General features: G+C 66.5%; 14 protein-coding genes. 6 read left to right on the forward strand and 8 right to left on the reverse strand.

The window, feature by feature from the left end:
- Nucleotides 1-850: 850 nt before the first annotated feature.
- Both AC069I_RS19175 and AC069I_RS19180 read right to left on the reverse strand, forming a co-directional pair.
- Complete coding sequence (locus tag AC069I_RS19175; RefSeq protein WP_478266081.1) at nt 851-1,468, reverse strand: histone deacetylase; 618 nt, start codon at nt 1,466-1,468, stop codon at nt 851-853.
- Between the two features lie 177 nt (nt 1,469-1,645).
- Complete coding sequence (locus AC069I_RS19180) at nt 1,646-2,239, reverse strand: hypothetical protein (RefSeq protein WP_478266082.1); 594 nt, start codon at nt 2,237-2,239, stop codon at nt 1,646-1,648.
- A gap of 691 nt (nt 2,240-2,930) precedes the next feature.
- On the opposite strand from AC069I_RS19180, the gene AC069I_RS19185 reads away from it, so the two are divergent.
- From AC069I_RS19185 to AC069I_RS19195, 3 genes are all read left to right on the forward strand, one after another.
- Nucleotides 2,931-4,064, forward strand: coding sequence for a hypothetical protein (locus tag AC069I_RS19185; protein ID WP_478266083.1), 1,134 nt, complete (start codon nt 2,931-2,933; stop codon nt 4,062-4,064).
- A 404-nt stretch (nt 4,065-4,468) separates the two neighbouring features.
- Complete coding sequence (locus AC069I_RS19190) at nt 4,469-4,744, forward strand: hypothetical protein (protein WP_478266084.1); 276 nt, start codon at nt 4,469-4,471, stop codon at nt 4,742-4,744.
- 141 nt (nt 4,745-4,885) lie between these two features.
- Nucleotides 4,886-6,214 carry an AlbA family DNA-binding domain-containing protein gene (locus tag AC069I_RS19195; RefSeq protein WP_478266085.1) on the forward strand — a complete coding sequence of 443 codons (1,329 nt, stop codon included), beginning with the start codon at nt 4,886-4,888 and terminating at the stop codon, nt 6,212-6,214.
- A gap of 413 nt (nt 6,215-6,627) precedes the next feature.
- Here the strand turns inward: AC069I_RS19195 and AC069I_RS19200 are convergent, their stop codons facing one another.
- Complete coding sequence (locus tag AC069I_RS19200) at nt 6,628-7,497, reverse strand: RNA polymerase sigma factor (RefSeq protein WP_478266086.1); 870 nt, start codon at nt 7,495-7,497, stop codon at nt 6,628-6,630.
- 155 nt (nt 7,498-7,652) lie between these two features.
- Between AC069I_RS19200 and AC069I_RS19205 the strand changes: the two genes are divergently transcribed.
- Nucleotides 7,653-8,423, forward strand: a complete 771-nt coding sequence (locus tag AC069I_RS19205) for a GntR family transcriptional regulator (protein WP_478266087.1) — start codon at nt 7,653-7,655, stop codon at nt 8,421-8,423.
- A gap of 564 nt (nt 8,424-8,987) precedes the next feature.
- On the opposite strand, the gene AC069I_RS19210 is transcribed toward AC069I_RS19205, so the two are convergent.
- From AC069I_RS19210 to AC069I_RS19220, 3 genes are all read right to left on the reverse strand, one after another.
- The gene (locus tag AC069I_RS19210) at nt 8,988-9,161 is read right to left on the reverse strand and encodes a hypothetical protein (protein ID WP_478266088.1); all 174 of its coding nucleotides are present in this window, start codon (nt 9,159-9,161) and stop codon (nt 8,988-8,990) included.
- A gap of 167 nt (nt 9,162-9,328) precedes the next feature.
- Nucleotides 9,329-9,622, reverse strand: coding sequence for a recombinase family protein (locus AC069I_RS19215; protein WP_478266089.1), 294 nt, complete (start codon nt 9,620-9,622; stop codon nt 9,329-9,331).
- Between the two features lie 505 nt (nt 9,623-10,127).
- Entirely contained in the window at nt 10,128-13,448 is a 3,321-nt protein-coding gene (locus tag AC069I_RS19220) for an error-prone DNA polymerase (protein ID WP_478266090.1), read from the reverse strand.
- A 224-nt stretch (nt 13,449-13,672) separates the two neighbouring features.
- Here AC069I_RS19220 and AC069I_RS19225 point away from each other — a divergent pair, with 224 nt between their 5' ends.
- Nucleotides 13,673-14,956 (forward strand): hypothetical protein, encoded by a 1,284-nt coding sequence (locus AC069I_RS19225; RefSeq protein WP_478266091.1) that lies wholly within the window; start codon nt 13,673-13,675, stop codon nt 14,954-14,956.
- Nucleotides 14,957-15,168: 212 nt separating this feature from the next.
- On the opposite strand, the gene AC069I_RS19230 is transcribed toward AC069I_RS19225, so the two are convergent.
- Entirely contained in the window at nt 15,169-17,157 is a 1,989-nt protein-coding gene (locus AC069I_RS19230) for a helix-turn-helix domain-containing protein (protein ID WP_478266092.1), read from the reverse strand.
- A gap of 380 nt (nt 17,158-17,537) precedes the next feature.
- Here AC069I_RS19230 and AC069I_RS19235 point away from each other — a divergent pair, with 380 nt between their 5' ends.
- Nucleotides 17,538-18,143 carry a hypothetical protein gene (locus AC069I_RS19235; RefSeq protein WP_478266093.1) on the forward strand — a complete coding sequence of 202 codons (606 nt, stop codon included), beginning with the start codon at nt 17,538-17,540 and terminating at the stop codon, nt 18,141-18,143.
- A gap of 106 nt (nt 18,144-18,249) precedes the next feature.
- Here the strand turns inward: AC069I_RS19235 and AC069I_RS19240 are convergent, their stop codons facing one another.
- Nucleotides 18,250-19,380 carry a hypothetical protein gene (locus tag AC069I_RS19240; protein WP_478266094.1) on the reverse strand — a complete coding sequence of 377 codons (1,131 nt, stop codon included), beginning with the start codon at nt 19,378-19,380 and terminating at the stop codon, nt 18,250-18,252.
- Between the last annotated feature and the right edge of the window lie 169 nt (nt 19,381-19,549).

The following is a 19,549-nucleotide window of genomic DNA, read 5'->3' on the forward strand; positions in this document are numbered from 1 at the left end:
GCGGGGTGACCAGCTCCGCAGCCGGCGGGGCGGCCCTGTCCGGTCGGGAACCGGGAGTGATGGATGGGTAGTCGAGGTGCCGACGACGAGGACCGTCGGGTCCAGAAGCGGTATGCGCGGAGTTGTGAGGCTCTGGCGACGTTTTTGGAGGCAGGAGCCACGTCGGTGGAGCTCCTGCACGACGGCGCGAGCCTGACAGCCAAGGCTGCCAGGCTCGCGGCAATCGGACTCCGGGTAGTCGCCAGGTGGGCGCGCAGGTAGACGGTAGCCCTCGTCGGTGCGACTGGGCGGCCGTACGAGTGTCTGTAGCACTCGGCGGCCGTTCAGTTGCGCAGACGCAATCATACCGAATTTGCCATCTTGATGAAAGCGCGTTGCGTCCGCGCAATTCAATGCATCCGCATGCAATTGCCGCTTCCAGCAGACTGTCCCATTCCGCAGTATCACCGTTTGCGTGTCCCGACGATCCGCCGCAGCGTTTCCGAATCGGGTATCCGAGGTGTCCGATTCTGCGCTAACGCGCTTCGGCGGATTCCGCGAGTGACTCGACTCACGTCACCGCCGGTCAGGCCGGCACACGGACCGGAGCGCAGGTTCGGGGTCCGCCACCGGGAGGCCTCAATGGATATGGCTCCGACACAGGGACGCAACCGCCGGTTTTGCGAATGCGTTCGCGATCCGCGAGGCGGGCCCCGCGCGACCACGTGGTCTACCCCGTCGACGGTGCTGCCGCTACGTGCGACCACGGTCATGCAGGTGAATGCGATCCGGGAAACCCGGTTGGCGATGCTCGCGTGCGGTCGCTCTCTGCGCCGGGTCCGTGACGAAACTGCGAGCGCGTGCCCGGCGCTCAGCTCGGCAGGGCGGTCGGCGTGGTCGCCGGGGTGTCGTGCTGGCCGAGCGCAGCCCGAAGGGCCTGCGGGGTCCAGGTACCGTGCGCGCCGGAGAGCTCGGTGAGGTATTCGACTGCCCTGGCCAGGGTCCAGCCGTGGGCGTCGCACAGTCCGGTGGCGAGCATCCGCAGGTATGCCGCGGACGGCGCGACAGGGGCGACCTCGGCGGCGGACCACGGGGCGGTGAAGGTCAGAACGGGATACCCGTCGAGGCTGCCGGCGCGTAGCAGGGTCTCGTAGCGGCCGGGGCCGAGGGCGGCCACACCGTTCGCCAGGACCGAGGAGAGATCGAGGTCGTCACCGGGCTCGCGGTACATCTCCTGAGCCACGACGTCGGCGAACTGCCCCGAGGTGATCAGGTAGGCGCGTGCGAACGCCGCGCCGGGCAGCCTGGGATCGTAGAACGCGCGGCCGCCGCCCCACACCGGCGACATGGTCGCGAAGTAGATCCCGCCGGGCAGTTCACAGCCGCGTGTGTCCACCGGCGGCCGCGTATCGCGGCACCCCGGATAGAGCCGGGTGCCGCCGTCCGGAATTCCGCCGGCGAGATAGCAGCCGAACCGGGCGGCGTTCATGTTCGAGCCATAGCTGGCATACCAGACCAAGTCGGATGACTTCGCGCCCAATCCGCCCGGAGTTCCCACGATGACATCTCCTCTCCCTGTCATCTGCTCGTCACACACCTTCATGCCCGCGGCGGCCCCGACTCGTGCATCGCTGAGCGGAAGGCCCAGCCGGAGGACGAGGCCCGGTCAGTCATCCTCGCTGCGGTGCGGCCGCGCGTCGAGGAGTACCACGAGGTCGACGTCAGTGCCTGGCCCGAACCGCTCGGCCTCCTCGACCGATACCGGTGTCGCGCCGTGCCGCACTCGCGGGCAGACCGGGCAGGAGCCTTCCAGCCCGGCCTGCCACGGGCGCCCACACGAGTGGCACAGGCCCAAACCGAGCAGCGCCACCTGTGTTCCGGGGGTGATGGTGGGGATGCGGTGCTGCCAGCGGATACGGGCGGCTTCGATCGCGTAGCGCTGCCCGGCCATGCGCGCGGCGTTCTTCCAGGTCGGATCGTCGGTATGCCTGGCCAGCTCGTCATACAAGCGGGAGGCGAGGGCATAAGCCTCGGCCCGGCGGTAAGGGTCGGTCGAGCGGAAGTCCTTCTCAGCCATGCCCAGGCCACGCTCGAGGTCTTTCCGCGCCAGGCCCGTCCGGAACCCGCCGACGTGCCCGGCGCTGTCCGCATCGTTCTCGCGCCACGGGCCGCGGCGCTGATTGCGGACGTGACTGTAGGAATCGTCGCCTCCACGGGCCTTCACGCGATGGCGGCGCTTGCTGCCGGCGTTCTTGGTCATGATCGCCTCTCCACGGCCGGAGCCCACGCCATCCGACCGGCACGATCGACCGCTGTCCGGAGGATGTCGAGCTGCACGTGAGTCCCCAACCTCGCCCCTGGGCGGGTATCGACCCTTGTCCTCGTCGACGTCCGCGCCCTTGCGTGGGAAGGGGACATCTCGGAAGCCGGCAGCGACGTGCGGCAGCCTTGCCGACCGTACCGCACCCTCGTGACCGGACCCAGACGTTCATGCCGAGTCGCGTGTACGGGCCGGTGTGTGAAGCTCTCGTAGCCCCGTGTCGCGGCCGAGACAACGCCAATCCCGATACCGACGAACGACGCCGGCAGCACGGCGCCGTCCTCCGGAGACTCGGTCGGAAGCAGCGTCGCCGGCGGCAGTGCGGCGCGAACTCATCGACCAGCACCGAGCCCGGTCGTCCACGAGCTGACTGTCACCAGAGCGAACGCAATTACTGATTGGAGACGTCGGCCGCCCGGCTTGCACCCGTCGGCCAGGAACGCCGCGATGTTCGTGTTCCCCCGAATGTCGGACCGGCGTGATAAACGGTGGGCATGAACGTTGTTTCGGGCATGGCACACGTGGAGGGCTGTCGTAACGTCCGCAGCGGGCGGACTGGCCGCGGCGCGCTCCGTGCCGTGGCCGTCGCGTCCGTGCCGTGCCCTGCGACCCGACGTGCGGTGGTCACGTCGTGTCCCTGACCAGTGAACTCGCCAGCCCCCGAAGCCCGCTCGCCGCGTGGTGCGTGCGAACGTTCGCCGGGACGGCGTCGGTGGTCGAGCAGATCGCGACCGCGGTGCGGGAGATCCGCCCTATCCGGCCATCCGCGCAGGTTCCGGCTCGGTGGTGGGCGGAAGTCGGCGGAGCGTTCGGGCAACGTGTCGCGGACCTCGTGCAGCCCGCACCGCCGTACTATGCGCTGCTCGGGCTGATCCAGGCCAAGTGGGCGTCCCCGGCGTGGGCGCACGATCAGGCAGCGCGCTATCCCAGCCACCGCGGCCTCACCGGCGACCACCGCGCCCGAGCGCTGCACCTGCGCCCCGCCGCCGCGTCCTGGCTGGACCTCGGCGGGCCTGTCGAACCGCGCCTGCCTGGCAACCCGGCCGCCGAGGCGGCATGGGCGGACTTCCTCGAACGCGGCCGCACCTACCTGGCACGCCACGCCCCGACCGGGACACTCGGCTCCCCCGGCGCCGAAGCCGGACTGGCCCGCCTGTGCTGGCTGCTGACCGTCTGCGAAGACGTCTACCGCAGCGGGTTCATCGACGACCGGCTGGCCAGGCTTTTCGACGCCGGGCGCCCGACCGTCGACCAACTGCGCGGTCTGGTCGAGCAGCGCCAGGTCGACGAACTCGTCGCCCTCGCGCGGCTGCTGCATGACCGCGGAACCCTGTGGGAGCTCCGGAAGCTCGCCGGCAACCCCGCACCCGGCACACCGCTCGGGATCGCCGGCCCGACCATCGTGCCGCACTGGGCCGACGCCGACCTCCTCCTCGGCGCGATCGACCCCGTCCACGGCATCGACGCCCGCGGCGGGACACTGCTCGACGTCAAGACCGTCGTCAGCGTCCGCGACACCAGCAAAGTCGGACGCTGGCTCTGGCAAGTACTGCTGTACGCGTGGCTGGACACCGCCGACCTGTACCGGATCCGGCGGGTCGGTTTACTGCTCGGCCGACACGGCCAGCTGGTCACCTGGCCGGTCGACGAACTCGCCGAACGCCTCCTCGGCCGCCGCGTCACCGGCGACCACGCCCGCGACGCCTTCCACGACCTTGCCGGACAGATCATCACCGGCCACGGCCTCCCCTGGCCGGTCGCCTGACCGCCCTCCGGCTAGAACCTGACGTCCGTCGATCGTCGGCCAGAGCTATCCGCGATGGGCGCCCTCACCTTGGGCCGAATCCTGCCAGCTGCGGCGCAGCGTAATCGTAAGGTCGCGACGTCCAGCTGTCCCGATCTGTGGCCCCTAGGTCGCCGTCGTGGCCGGTTGTCCCGCTGGAAGGACTTCCCGATTCGGCCCTGCTGGTCAGGGCTACCTCAACTCACCTCGCCGATCCGACCGACTGTCGCCTGCCAGTGGTCCTGGCACAGCCGGTCCTTCTAACGTCTTTGACGAGCGCCACCGATCGCGAACCGGGGCGGCCTCTCTGGCACGAGAGGCCGCCCCTTACAGGTTCCGTCGAGGGTGTCTTGCCTCCGCAGCAGGAACACGAGAACGGAACACACATGACGATAGGTGGTGCGCGAGACGAGTTGCCATCGCGCAACGACAGAACGTCGCCTGTGCGCGACGACGAACAGGGGGCGGAATCATCCGCGCCGAACGCCACGACCGTTGACCGCAGCGACGAACGGCGATCCCTGGTCCGGCTCGCCGGACGGATCCTCGGCTCCTGGGGAGCTACGGTCCGGCTGGTGATCATCCTGACCGTCATCATCGGCGGGATGTGGCTGCTCAACGCTGCTGTCGACCTCGGCCCGATCCGCCTCGGAAAACCCTAAACAGCAACCGGAGACGCCCGGCGCCACACGACGCCGGGCCCCCTCCCACCACGTTCGGCATGGACGGAGATCAGCGACACCCGTCCCGCAACGACAGCCCACCACCCATGCCACCTCGCCCGGATATGACAGAGCCTGGGCGTGAGCCACCTGGCACTGATCCGAGTGGCAGCCCGGCCAGTTACCGAACCCGAGGACGATGAAGCGATGAGCCAGCCACCACACCTCTACCTCGGACCAGCCATCCAACGATGGCGGCCGAGCACCCCCGCCGATATCCAGCACGCCATCGACAACGGCGCGCTGGAGGAACGGCACTGGCTCGACATCAAGCGCCAGCTCAACCACGACAAACACGACAAGATCGAACTCGCCCGGGACGCGGCCTCGTTCGCCAACGACGGCGGAGTGCTCCTGATCGGCGTGGACGAAGACAGGCCGACCGGGAAGCTCACCCTGGCGCCGACACGACTGTCAGGGCTGGCGGAAACCGTCGAGCAGATCCTGCACCAGCGCTGTGACCCGCCCCTGTTCGTGCAATGCCATCCGATCCCCGTGTCTCCGGAAGACATGGAGAACGGCTATTTGGTGATCGAGATACCGCCGAGTCCGCTGGCACCGCACATGGTCGACGGCCAGTATCACGGCCGAGGCGACAAGACCAAGCACCGGCTGAACGATGCAGCCGTGGAGCGCCTGTTCGCGATCCGGGCTGCCCGCCAGGTCACCGCCGAGCAGCTGATCGCCGCCGAGATCGCCCGCGACCCCATCGAGGACGACCGCGACCAGGACGTCCGCCTGTACGCGGTCGCCCACCCCATCGCCAGCCCTCCGGAACTACTCACCCCGCACCTGATGAGCAAGGAACTTCAAAGCCTCGTCACCCGCGCCGCGATGACCCCCCATACAGAAAGTTGGCTGCAACCCCTTCACCAGTACAACCAACCACGGGCGGCCGGGCGCGGTTGGCACACATACGACCTGCACTCCCGCATCCTCTCCCCGGACGCCGTCGGCAAAAACCGCGCCCAGGCCGACCTGGAAATCTCCGACAGCGGCTCCATCGCGCTGTTCGCCTCGGCACTGGTCGGTACCACCGCTATCGGTTTCGCACGGGATGTCAGACAGCGCTTCGTCTACACCGCAGAAGCCGTCGGACTGGTCCGCGCCCTGGTCGACCTCGCCGGCGGGGTCGGAACCACGTTCGGATACCGGGGTCAGTGGGAGATCGCTGTCGGATTGACCAACCTCAACGGGCTCGTCCACAACAGCACACCGTCTTTGGGTGAGCCCGACCAGCTTCTGCGATACAGCGCAAGCCGATACGTGCAAGGAACGTCAGCCGGGACAGGTGAGCTGCAGGAAGCCCCAGGGCCTGTGGTGAGCAGGCTGATGTACAAGTTCGTGCGAGCGTTGGGAGCAGAGCAATTCTTCGCCGACGTCTTCACACGCCACGGGAAGTCCGCCTGATCCGGCGGCCTCCCGACCGTCAAGCTGATGCTTTCCAAGTCGTTCACGCAGTGCCACGGCCAAGCGAGCTGGGGTGGCTCCTGCTCGCGAGCGCCTCCGAAGCGGGTTATCGATAGCCGTCGCCCTCGCCCGTGCAACCCGATACCTGCCGATCCGCTGCGCGGCGCCCGGCCTGGACGACGCCGTTCACCGCCAGCCGGGTGTGCCCGCCCCAAACCCACGCCCTTAGCGAACAGGACCATCACCTGGCCACCCGAGTCAGCTGCGTGCCCGGCTACGCCCTCGTCCCCGCCCGGCGCGAGCGATACAGCGCCGACGCTGATCTGCCGCTCACCATGCCAAACACCCTCCCTACACTGGCAAGGACGCCGAGGGCACCGTGGTTCAGCCTGGCTCAGGCCGGAATCTCTGGCTCAGGCTGGAATTTCCTGGCGCAGCTCGGCGACAACGGCGCCGCAAGCCACGCACTCCGTCACGTGATGACCGACGCGCATGTCCTCCCGCCTCCCCAGCCCGTCCCGGACCCATGCGCCCAGCTTTCCCGCCGTCGCGAGACAGCCTCGCGAACGCTCGTCAGGCTCGGGCACGTGCATCTGAAGGTATGCCTGTCGCAGGCGCTCACGCGCCCGGCAGGCCAGGGCGGACACCCCGTTCGGGGTCAGTCCCATCACTGGGGCGATCTGGAGGGGTGTCAGCTGCTCGACTTCGAGGTGCCACAGCACTTCCTGGTGCCGCTGCGTGAGGCGGACGAACGCGCGCGCGGCGAGCAAGCGCTCCAAATCGGCCAGAGCGGTGTCCCGGAACGGCTGGGCGATCGTGCCCGGGTGGCCCGAGTCGATCGCGGTGGTCTCGACATCCTCGGTGAAGGTGACCCTGCGGTCCCGGCGTGTCTTGTCGTAGGCGATATGCCGCAAGGTCGTGAGCAGGTACGCGCGAAACTTGGCGTCCTCGGGACCGCGATCCCCACCCTGCAGGATGTCGAACACCCTGAGGAAGGCCTCGGAGACCAGGTCGTGGGCATCGTGTTCCGAGAAGGCCAGCTGCCCGGCCAGATGGTGCGCCGAGGCCCGATGCCGCGCATACAGGACGCCGAAGGCGGCCGCGCTCGTGGCGGTCTTTCCGTGGCGCACGGAATGCAGCAGTTCGTGGTCGGTCCACTCCGCGGCGGGTGCCCCGGCCGCGGTGGCTCGCGGCCGATTCCGGGAGCTGCTGCGCCGGTCACCGGTTCGGTGGAACAGGACGACTGTGGACGACCGCTTGCTGGGCAACACGATGGTGGACACGACTGGCTCCCCTGCTGGACGTGGTACACGACGTGGTGCGAGGTACCGACCGGATACCAGCGCAGATTCAAAGTCCTAGGACTTTGAGAATTGCATGCGAAGCTTGGATGCGCAATAGTCCTAGGACTTTGTTCCGGCGGTGTTGAGGGGCTGGTGTGGTGGTCAAGAAGCCGGCGTACGAGGCGATCGCGGCGGAGCTGCGGGACTCGATTGTCGACGGCATGTACCAGCCGGGTGACATGCTGCCTCCGCTCAGCCAGCTCACCCGCCAGTTCGACGCGTCGAAAGAGACAGTCCAGCGTGCGGTGCGGGAGTTGATCGCGGACGGCCTGGTCGAGACGAGGCGCGGGGTGGGTGGCGGCACAGTGGTGACGACCGCGCCCGTGCGCGAGGTGATCGTGCGGGAGCGCAAAATCTTCCGCGACGAGCGGGGATACTTCTTCGACCTGGCGGCACAGTCCTGGGTCGCTGTTCGTGAGCCGCAGGTCCGGACAGCGCCACCCCCAGCCGATCTCGCCGTGCTACTGGGGACCACACCGGGTCAACCGGTGGTCATCCGCGATCGCGTGATGGGCGACCCCGACACCCGTCAGGTGCACCACGTCTCCCTCAGCTACCTGCCACCGTGGCTGGTCGAGGAACTCCCTGTCATCGCGGAAGCCGAGACTGGGCCGGGCGGGATCCTCGACCGGATGGAGGAGCACCTGCAGGCGGAGCTGGACATGGAGGAGCGAGTCGGCGCCCGCCCGCCGTCCGCGCGCGAGCGCGAACTGTGGGCCCTCCCACCCAGTGCACCGATGCTGCGACTGCAGCGGATCGCCCGCAGCCCGGATGGACGGATCTGCGAGGTCAACGAGACTGCGTTGCCAGGCCGCCTGTACGAGATCGGGTACGCGCTCGAGCGCACGGACACACCGGACCGGTGAACTCGTCCAGACCAGCAGAACACGACGACGTGCGTGGACCGATACATGCCCTGCCAATCAGGTACGCGACGATGGGAGCGGTGACAATGGCTGCCGCACGGCGACAGAAGGGCTCCCCGCATGACTGAGGCTGAACTTGCCGAACTGTTCGCGGGGGCGTCCGCGCGGATCGAACCCGGGCAGCCACTCGCGACCCAGGTCACGGCCGTGCAGTTACTGCTCGGAGTGGTCCGGGAGGATCCGCGGTACACTAGGTCAGGGACTTCCTGACCGCGCAGGTGGCGCTGGGGGTGCACCCAGAGCACCTCGTCACCGAAATCACCAGAGCGCTCGCGCAGCTGCCTGCGCCCCGCTGATCGCGGCAGCATCCACATCTCGACTCTCTGTCCACGTCGACAACCGATCTGGATGTCGGCCGCGAGCGTTGGCGCAGGGACCGCGCGTAGGCCGGTGTCGCCGGTTCCATGGTGTTGGCTGCCCACGTCCGCTGCGGCTCCGCGGCGCGCAATTCCCTCAGCGTTGTCGGCTCCGCCTGTCGTTAGCGCGGGCTGGAACAGTGCTCGATCACGCGAATTCTGATGCTTCGAGCATGTGAGTGCACCGTTCTGGAGCGCCGAGTGTCATGCCGTCCGGCAGTTGCTGTGCTGCCCAAAACGCTCCCGCCGCCGCAGTGTCGGTGATCGCCGTGGTCGACCATCGGTAGCCCTGGCCGCGCTCCAGCGCGGCGGTCGCCAGCACGGTCCCGAACCCTTGTCGCAGGTACCGGTCGTCGACTCGGACTAGCCCGCGCAGGCCCCCGAAGGCACTCCCCCGGCGGCTCTCGCTAACTCCTGGCTCACCGACTGATACAAAGTAAGCCCTCGCCCGACAGATAGCCGGGCGGGGCTTTTTGGCGTTTCTGGGATTTAGCCAACTAATGCCTCGACCTCAACCCCAAGATCTTGCAGCGAACCGACGATGAACCGAAGGTGCTCCGGGTCTCGGGTGAGCCTGTCAAGACTCGGGGTCAACACCGTGTCCCCGCGCTCCACCCGCTCGACAAGGCGTTTGAACGCGGGCCCTGGCATCTCGCGCGGGGTCACTCCGATTTCCTCGAACACACCGACACAACCTCGACGATCCATCTCGGTCGTGTATTGGTCGTTATACGCATGCGCACGGGGCGACCCTGTGTGCCGGACGTACCCGTAGACCGTCATGCGGGCGATTGTAGCCTCTCTACTGAGATACGTTCATGCGGGTGAAACCAGTGCAACTCAACTTCGCCCTCCTGGAGCGATACTGAACCGGCTCACCACAACACCAATTGTGATCGATGTCCCGAGAAAGATCGCCGTCCCTTACCGCAGGTTGCCCGACAGGGGGGCAACCTACGAACGCCTCGCCTTACCGACCATCGAAGAACTCGGCAAAGAACGAGTGGTGGCTTTTTGTGTTATAGCGGAGGTCGGCGACGCGAAGACGATCGAATCCTGCCTTCTGTTTGCTCGTTCGGCAGCCTCGGCCCCAAGACTGCGATTTCAAAATCAACGACTTGCCCGCGTTCTGGCGTCAGGTCGCAGTGAACGAGGGGGAGGCCAGATATGGCGATGAAAATTCCACTCTATAGGGAATAGTGAGGACTGCGGACTTGCGCTCACGCTGACTGGTCGTTTTCGGCAGACTCGCGACAAGAGGGTCGCAATCGCGAGACCCTGCAAGCCACTAGCGGAAATCGCGCGATTTTCCGGCAAGTTCATTCAGGTCAAGTGATTCGAAATGGTCGGCCGACAGACTGGTGACACCATGGTGGGACTGCACGACTCCGTGAACCAGCAGGGCGGGTGAGCTGCGCACGATCTTTTGTTCCCTGTCCCAAAGCCGTTGTGTCACCACAATGTTCAGCATGCCGGTTTCGTCTTCGAGGTTGAGGAAGGTGATGCCGCCGGCGGTGGCGGGACGTTGGCGGTGGGTGACGGCTCCGGCGACCCAGATCGTGGCGCCGTTCCCAGCCCAGGTGACGGCGGCGGTGGTGAGTGCGCCGCGGCCGTCGAGGTATTCGCGCAGGTACTGCATGGGGTGTTCGTCCGGGGAGATGCCTGTGGCCCAGAGGTCGGCGGCGGTGATCTCGAAGGCGGTCATGCCGGGAAGGGCTGGGGCGTCGAGGCCGGAGGCGATGCCGGGCAGGTGGGTGTCGCGGCTGGCGGCGGCGGGTCCGGCTGCCCAGAGGGCCTGGCGGCGGTCCGGGCCGAGGGATTCCAGCGCGCCGGCGGTGGCGAGTGCCTGCATCGCGGGGGTGGTGAGGTCGGTGCGGTAGCCGAGATCGCTGAGGTCGGTGAAGGGGCCGTGCTGGTCGCGTTCGGTGATCAGGCGCGTGACAGGGTCGTCGCCGAGGTGGCGGATCCCGCCGAGGCCCAGCCGGATCGCGACCCCGCCAGTGCTGTCGGGGTCGGGTTCCAGGGTCGGGTGAGCCAGGGAGCGGTTGATGTCGGCCCGCCGGATCTTCACGCCGTGGTGGCGGGCGTCGGCGACCAGGGACTGCGGGGAGTAGAAGCCCATGGGCTGGGCGCGCAGCAGCCCGGCGGTGAACGCGGCCGGGTAGTAGCACTTGATGAAGGCGGAGGCGTACACGAGCAGCGCGAAACTCATGCTGTGCGCTTCGGGGAAGCCGTACCCGGAGAATGCCGCGATCTGTTCGTAGATCGTGTCGGCCAGCTTGCCGGTGATCCCGTTGGCCGCGGCGCCGGCGTAGAAGCGGTCCCGGAGCCGTTCCATTTTCGCCGCCGACCTCTTGGCGCCCATTGCGCGGCGCAGCTGGTCGGCCTCGGCCGCGGTGAACGACCCGATGCTGGTGGCCATCTGCATCACCTGTTCCTGGAACAGCGGCACACCCAAGGTGCGGTCCAACGGCCCGGCGAGCAGCGGGTGGGCGTGCGACCATGCCTCCTCGCCGCGGCGGCGCCGCAGATACGGATGCACCGAACCGCCCTGGATCGGGCCCGGCCGGATCAACGCGACCTCCACGACCAGGTCATAGAAGGTGCGGGGCCGTAGCCGGGGCAGCGTGCCCAGCTGCGCGCGACTCTCCACCTGGAACACCCCGATCGCGTCCGCGGCGCACAGCATGTCGTAGACGGCCGGGTCGGCGAGGTCGATCTGCCCGAGGTCGATGACGGTGTCGTGGTGCTCGGCGATCAGGTCGAGCATGTAGTGCAGCGCCGAGAGCATCCCCAGCCCGAGCAGATCGATCTTCACCAAACCGGCGGACGCGCAGTCGTCCTTGTCCCACTGCAGGATCGACCGGCCCTCCATGCGGGCCCACTCGACCGGCACCACCTCCGACACCGGCGTCTTCGACAGCACCATGCCGCCGGAGTGGATCCCGAGATGCCGCGGGAACCCCTCCAGCCGGGCCGCGAGCCCCAGCACATCACGCGGGATCCCGTGCCCGTCCTGTCCGGCGGTCGCCGCGACGTTGTTCCAGCGGTCGGCGGCCTTGGCGAACGCGTCCTGCTGGCCCGGGCTATAGCCCAGGGCGCGGGCAGAGTCCCGGATCGCCGACGGCGCCCGATAGGTGATCACGTTCGCCACCTGCGCCGCGTTCCGCCGCCCGTGCGTGTCGAAGACGTACTGGATCACCTCCTCGCGCCGATCGGACTCGATGTCAACGTCGATGTCCGGGTAGCCGTCGCGCTCGGGCGCGAGGAACCGCTCGAACAGCAGCCCGTAGCGCACGGCGTCGACGCTGGTAATCCGCAACGCGAAACACACCGCACTGTTCGCCGCCGACCCGCGGCCCTGGCAGAGGATCCCGGCTTCCCGGGCGAACCGCACGATGTCCCACACGATCAGGAAATACCCCGGAAACCCCAGCTCGGTGATCACCTCGAGTTCGTAGTCCAGCTGCGCGTACGCGCGCGGCGCGTCGTCCCGGGTCCCGTAGCGCTCCCGCGCACCGGCGTAGGTCAGCTCGCGCAGGTAGGACGCCTCGTCGTGCCCGTCCGGGACCGGGAACGGCGGCAACTCCGGTGCGACCAGCGTGAGGTCGACCGCGCACTCCACCCCCAGCAGCGCCGCCCGCTGCACCGCCCCCGGATAGCGGGCGAAGATCTCCGCCATCTCCTCCCCCGACCGCAGGAACTGCATCCCCGCCGCCGGCAGCCAGCCCTGCATGTCCTCCATGCTCCGCCGCGCCCGGATCGCCGCGACCGCGTCCGCGTACACCGCGTCCTGCGGGGCTGCGTAGTGCGCGTTCGTCGTCGCCACCGTCGCCAGGCCCAGCTCGGCGGCCATCCCCGCCAGCAGATCGTTATGCGTCGAATCCAGCGGCAGACTGTGATCGATCAGCTCGACCGCGACCGAGTCCCGCCCGAACCGGTCCACCAACACCCGCAACTCCTCGGCGGCCGCCGACGGCCCGGACTCGACCAGCGCCCGCCGGACCGCACCCTTCCGGCATCCGGTGAGGACTTGCACATGCCCGCGCAGGTCCTCCACCACCTGATCCAGCTCGTACCGCGGGGCGCCCTTCTCCCCCGCCAGCTGCCCGGTCGAGATCGTCCGGCACAACCGCTGATACCCCTCCAGGCCGCGGGCGATCACCAGCAGATGAGTGCCCGCCGGATCCGGGACGCCGTTCTGCGGCTCGGTCAGCCCGAGCGACAGCTCCGCGCCGAATCCTGTGCGGACGCCGAGTTCTTTCGCGGCCTCGGCGAACCGCACCGCCCCGTACAGGCCGTCGTGATCGGTCAGCGTGATCGCGTCCAGCCCCAGCCGCGCGGCCTCCTCCACCAGCTCCTCCGGGTGGCTGACCCCGTCGAGGAAGCTGAAGTTCGAATGACAGTGCAGTTCGGCGTACGGTGTCCGCGCCAGCGCGCCACCACCGTCATCCGACCGCGGCGTCATCAAGTCCGCCGGCGGCCCCGCATACCCTTCACGCTTCCGCGACCACGCCGGCGCGTCGTTCCCATCCCCCTGAGACGGCCGCCGCCCGGACGCGATCCGCTCCAGCTCCGACCAGCTCGCCGGACCACCACTCCACGCCATCGACCACTCCACGACACACCAGAGGAGCCGTGGGGAAGACAGCACCAACATCGAACGTCTGTGCGATCGTCCGTTCTACCTGCAACTTTGTCAAATCTGGAACGAGCAGAGTTGCAGCAGTCACAACAGGCGGAAGGCTTGCGGATCCCACCGGTCGCCTCGATGCTCCGCGTTCCCATAGTCTGTCGCTGTGTTACGTCCGCAGACGTTGTGTCTTACGTTCGATGTGTGCTGAGGCGTTCTGGTCTTCAGCTGAAGGCCAGGCGATCACCTGGCGATACCGACACCTGCGCACTCGGCGGCTGTACCTGCAGGGCGAGCCACTCAAGCACGGCAACAGAGCGGACAAGAGCCGGCGGGCCGACGATTTCGCTCAGGGCGTCGCTCAGCTCACAAAGGTCCGACAGGGGGCTCTGACCGGACCGGTCGCGCTGGATCTCGACTTCCACACATCGGCGGACCAGCCACCTCACCTTTATCACCTGGCGAAGCGGTATCTGGACCTACTGGGCGCTGCACCGCCGCAGGCACCGGCAGGCGGGCGCCGTCACATGCTCTACCGCGATGACCGTCAGGTTCGTTTGCTGCATGTGCGCACCTGGCAGCCCCTCGGGCAGGCACCACCAGACGGTGTACAACCGAACACCGCCGTTCTGGCGAGACCACTGCGAGATGTTGTTGCCGACCTGGAGCTCGCCAACGCCCTACGCGATCTCGTTGACGACCACGAAGAGGAGTCGCCCTTTCACGTACCCGAGGTGCCGGACGTCGACCTTACTCCTACGTTCGACCTCAGGATGGCCTCCGGACCGGCAGAGCGGCAGATGTGGTCCGACTTGAACATGTGGTTGCAGCTGCATGACCGATCCCGGGTCCAGGAAGCTCTCCTCTCGGCGAATGACGCGTTGGTCGCTTCTGTGTTGAGCCGCAGCACCACATTGATCAACCCCAACCGCAGACCAGGCAACTCGAGCGACCTATTCGACAGCATTGCCGAGTCAGACCGGCACGTGTTGCTGTCCAACGTGTTGCATATTCCATTGCCTTCATTGCCAACTGCGAAGGGCGAGCGGCAAGGGTTCCGCGATGGCTTGCGTGAGCAGTTGAACCAGTGGACCCGTCAGTGGCCGGTGTTTAACCCTCTTCTCGTGCCCGTGAAAGCCATTCTGCTGGTTGTAGCACCACCAAACGGCAAGGACCTTGATAACCTGGTACGCGACGATGTTCTTCCCGCCGTGCACGAGGTACTCGCTCCACAGCTGACCCCTTGGATAACGCGTTTTCCTCAGCTCACGCACGCCCAACAAGCAGAATGGCGACCACAGGAGCGTCAGCTGAGGCAGCTTCAGCAGAGCAGTGTGAACGCCTATGAGGTCGTCCAGCTCACCAGAATTCCCACTGACCCGCCGAACGGGTTTCTTCGGCTCGTGCTCGGGAGCGGAAATACCTTCGGTAGCACCTGGTCGCGGCTCGCAGGCTTTGTTGAGACTCACGTAGAACGCGCGTGAGCACGCCAGCCAACGAGGGAAGCGAACGCGTCGACGTCCGCCCGCGCCACCTTTGTGCCCATGAGATGGACCACCCCTGGCCGCAGCAACCACCGCGGTATCTCACACCGCCTCCTACGCTGTGTACCCGTGCGCAGGCGAGCCGGGTGCGCTGATGTCGACCGTGCTCGACCGCGTTCGGCCGGGAACGCACCGCGAGCGCGAGGCGAGCGTCATAGGCAAATAGGAAAAGGTGTGCGTCCTGGCATGTACTCGGACCATATGTCTGCGTCGAGGTTATGAATATGTTCCCGGCAGATTTTCGATAGGACTGTCTTCGCTTCATCCGATCTGACCCGCCGACCATCCACCGAAGCCGCGCCTTCGAGTGCGGCGTACGTGATTATAAGCGCTTCTTCCGTTTGCGGCGATTTGTAAAGTCGATACGCCACAGCTGCGAGCTTCACTGCACGCTTTGGGTCTTTCTTCGCGAGTTCGACAGCGACGGGCGCCAGCCGAAGAGCATGCTGTGTATCTTGTTCATTGGCCTCGGCCTGCCAATGCGCCAAGTCGACATTTTCCCGTTGACTCTGAACGTCCTCATACGCAAAGGCGAGAAGCGCGACCAGCAGGGCAAGAAAGGCAATTAGAACGCGCTGGCGGCGGATCTGCCGACGTGTCCGCTTCCGCTCTGCCTCGTGGGCACCGACGGATGCGTGCAGGAAGTCCTGTTCGCGCTGTGTGAGCCCTCGGTCAGCAGAAGCCCAATCGGCGATACGGGAGAGCCGGTTGCCACGGAGCAAGGTCGCGGGGTCGCAGTCATGGTTGTGCCATGTAGTGGCGGCCTCAGTGAGTTCGCGGTGTAACCGCTGACCTTCGCGGTCGTTGTTGAGCCAACGCTGCAGTCGTGGCCACGCCCTGATTAGTGCTTCGTGGGTGAGCTCTATCGTGTCGCGATCGACCACGATGAGCCGGGCGGTGGCGAGAGTGTCCAGGACACTGCTGGTGTCAGGGTCGTGGTCCAGCTCCGCGCGGCTAATGCGGCGCTTGGTGTCTTCGGTGTGGTCGCCGAGTGCGGTAAGCCGTCGGAGGAGTTCCCGCGTGAGATCCTGTTGGGACTCGGACATGCCGGCGTAGACGGTTTCGGCAGAGCGCGCTACCGCGCCATCGAGCCCACCGGTGGCGTGGAATCCTGCCAACGTGAGGACATTCCCTTTGCGCCGCCGCCATGTCTCCAAGAGCGCGTGGGAGAGCAGGGGCAGCATGCCGGTCTGCCCGTGTGCGTGCGCTATCAGGGTGGCGACCAGGCTGGTTTCCACCGTGCAATTGGCGTCCATCGCTGGCTGCGATATCGCGCGGCGCAACTCCTCGGCTGTCATCGCCCCCACGGTGACCTGGGCATCCTGCAGTGCGGCAGCAAGCTCGGCGATCTCGACACAGTGCCTATAGAAATCCGCGCGCACACCGATGATCACCCGGCACTGCGCGTCCTGGTCAGCCGCGGCCAGCATGGCCTCGAGAAAATGACTGCGTTCCTCGGAGGCTTCGCATAACGTGAAAATTTCTTCGAACTGGTCGACAACAATGACCACCTCTGCTCCGGGTGGCTCGTCGGCGAGGATCTGTCGGGCGAGCAAGGCGATCGCCTTGGGCGAGGAGCGCAGCTCGGCGAGGACGGGGGACGCTGTCGTATGGAGATGACGTGCGAGGTGGATGGCTAGTTCGCGAAGGGGATGAGGGCCGGGGCTGATGATCACCAACGGCCCGGCTCCGCGCGCCTTCAGCTTCGGAATGAGACCCGCGCGGAGCAGCGACGACTTTCCTGCCCCGGATGGTCCGAACACGGCTAGGAACCGCCTTCGGGTGACCCGACTGGCGAGGTCGTCGACGAGACGCTCCCTTCCGAAGAATCGCTCGGTGTCGTCCAGTCCGTAAGCCGCCAGTCCCACATATGGCGCATCTCGATCATTGACCAGTGGATCTGTTTCAGCAGCGGGGCTGAGCTCGGCGGTGACCGCGTGCCAACGCCGCTCCCACTCGCCAGAGTCGCCATCACACGCCTTCACATACGCCAGCGTCACTTCGAGACTGGGCAACCGGCGTCCACCTGCCGCGTCTGACAGTGTCGTGGACGAGTAATGCGCTCGCCGAGACAGCTCTCGATACGGCGGGCTACCTGCTTTCTTGCGAAGTTTTCGCAGGTCAGCGGCGAACTCCGCCACCGGAGATCCATCCAGCTCCAACGGTCGCTCAGCACGCGGCATCTCTCGCCAACCCTCCCCGATTCGGCCATTCATTGTCCGCACGTTGATGTCCGGCGTCCAGTCCCCCGGCGCCGGACAACGCTTTTCGGGGAATCTCAGGGGGTCGGCCGGATCCGCCGAGCCCGAAGGAAGGGACACGACAATACGCAAGACAATTGCTTCAACCAATGGACGGAATTGCTCGACGTAACACAAGCAAAGACCACACCTCAAGGCTAATCAAAAAAGGGCAAACAAACTCATTAGATTCGAATTGCTCACACATTCTTGAAGCTGCATCTGTGAATGTCAAAACTGAGTGCACGCAAGTAATCCGATTAACCAGCCAAGGAGAACCAATGCTTCAGAACAGCAAGAGGCGCCGTACCGTCATCGCCGGTGTAATCGCGCTCGTTTCAACGCTCGGCCTGGCGTCGGCGACCAGCATGGCCACCGCGTCCCCGTACCAGGACCGGACGGCCGCGAGTTCCAGCGACAACCCGGTGACGGGGCAGCCCTTCACCGACCCCGTCGCGGGCGTCGAGGCACGTAAGCCCGCGGAGCTGCAGGCCGCAGTCGTGACCCTGGAGCCCTACGTCACTATCACCGACACCGGCATCTCCCTGAACGCGCCCCGGCACGTAGCGATGAACCTCGACGCTGAAGTCGTGACGGCACTTCATCTCGCCGTCAAGATGACCAACGAGCTCGAGTCCGTCGACAGTGGCATGGCGCCGGCTTCCGTCTGGTCGGAGATCGTGAAGTTCGTCAAGAAGAACTGGAAGGCCATCGTCAACGCCGCGAAGAAGGCCGGCGTCTGGTCCTGGCGCAAGGCGCACCTCTGCGCCCACGGAGCCGCGGAAGCGGTCTTGAAGTGGTCCCACGGCAGCCTCGAGTACATCGCCGCCTACCCGAGCGAGGCAGTCGCCGTGGCGATTGCCGGCTGCATCAACAGGATTCGCTGACCGCGAATCACGAACACCCGCAAGGGACGCCGGTCGGCCGTGGCACCAAGCGCGGTCGGCCGCGCGGCGTCGGTACAGGATGAGATCGGTCCACGCCTGGCGCGGCTCAGTGCAACCGGATCGTGTCGAACGGCCAGGCGTGGTGGGGAATGACAGGCGGACCCCCCTCGGTGCGCTTGGCGTCCGGTTCGATCGTCTCGGGCCAGGTGTGCTGGTCGAGACTGTAGGAGATCTCCGGCTGCGGGCCGGTAGTGACCGGTGCCCCGTTGAGGTCCAGGCGGGGCGTGGACAGGGTCACCGAGTAGGCCGGGAGCAACGTGACCGGGTCAAGGAGGTATCGCTTCTTGAATCCCTGGTAGACGCCGATGTTGATGCTATACGGCTGGTCGAAAGGGCTCTTTCCCGTTTGGGCGAACGCAGCATTGAGGAACGCCGCTCCCTTCCGGTCGTCCATGCCATCTGACTGGGGCACCAAGGTCACGTCGAGCTGGATGTATCTCTTGCCGTCTTTGCCTGTGACGGGTTCGGGGCGGTCGACCTGGATAAGATCCGTTACCTGGTCGAGGTACGAGATGAACTTGTCGGTCCCGTCGGGCGAAAGCCCGTAGGGCGCCAGGCCATCGGTGACGTGGTTGTTGGCCACGAGTTTGCCCGGCTTCATCCGAAGCGGACAGTTACTCGTCGGAGGGTTCTCCACGACCTTCCACGTGGCTTCACGATCGCCGGATCGGTTCTGCTGAAAAGTGCCCTCGCGCGCCGCCCCGGTCGGGGAGCCGACGCAGCGGAAAATGACGTAGGTGTCGATCGTGTTGTCGCCATTGATCTTGACGTCATCCCGGGTGAACTCCCTGGTGCGCCAGTCGATCGCCGAGCGGATCGCGGTATGCGCCGCGGGGTAGGACTGCTCGTACTCGTTGATCGAGCCGTACCAGCGGCTGATCGAGTCGGTCACCGGGCGCTGGGCCTGCCGCTTGAGCGTCACCCACAGCAGCGTCCGGGGATCCACTCCGCCGAGCTGCTGATTGGTCAGTGCCGTACCGGGCTGCACGCCGGGCAGGTCCATCGGGTACTGACGGGATTCACGAGCGGGCACGTTGACGGCGTACCTGATGGGATCGGTCACCGAACCCGAGCCAAGATCTGCCTCCGCCGGCGTCAGATCACTTGCCGACGGTGACATCCAGGAGCGCACGATGGCTGTACCGACGAATCCGAGAACGGCGACCAGAACGAGCACCAGCGTGACTTTCAGGCCACGCCGTGGTTTCCTCGGCGGCATCGGCGTTTGCGCCCCAGGAAAATGCGGAGTCGGAGGCGGGGGCATCGCTCCGGCGGGAGGGAACGACGACTGCGTAGTTCTGGGGCGGGGCGTGAAACCATGGTGCTGCTGATTCGGCGGCCCGTAG

This window comes from Amycolatopsis sp. NPDC043885, assembly GCF_056435685.1.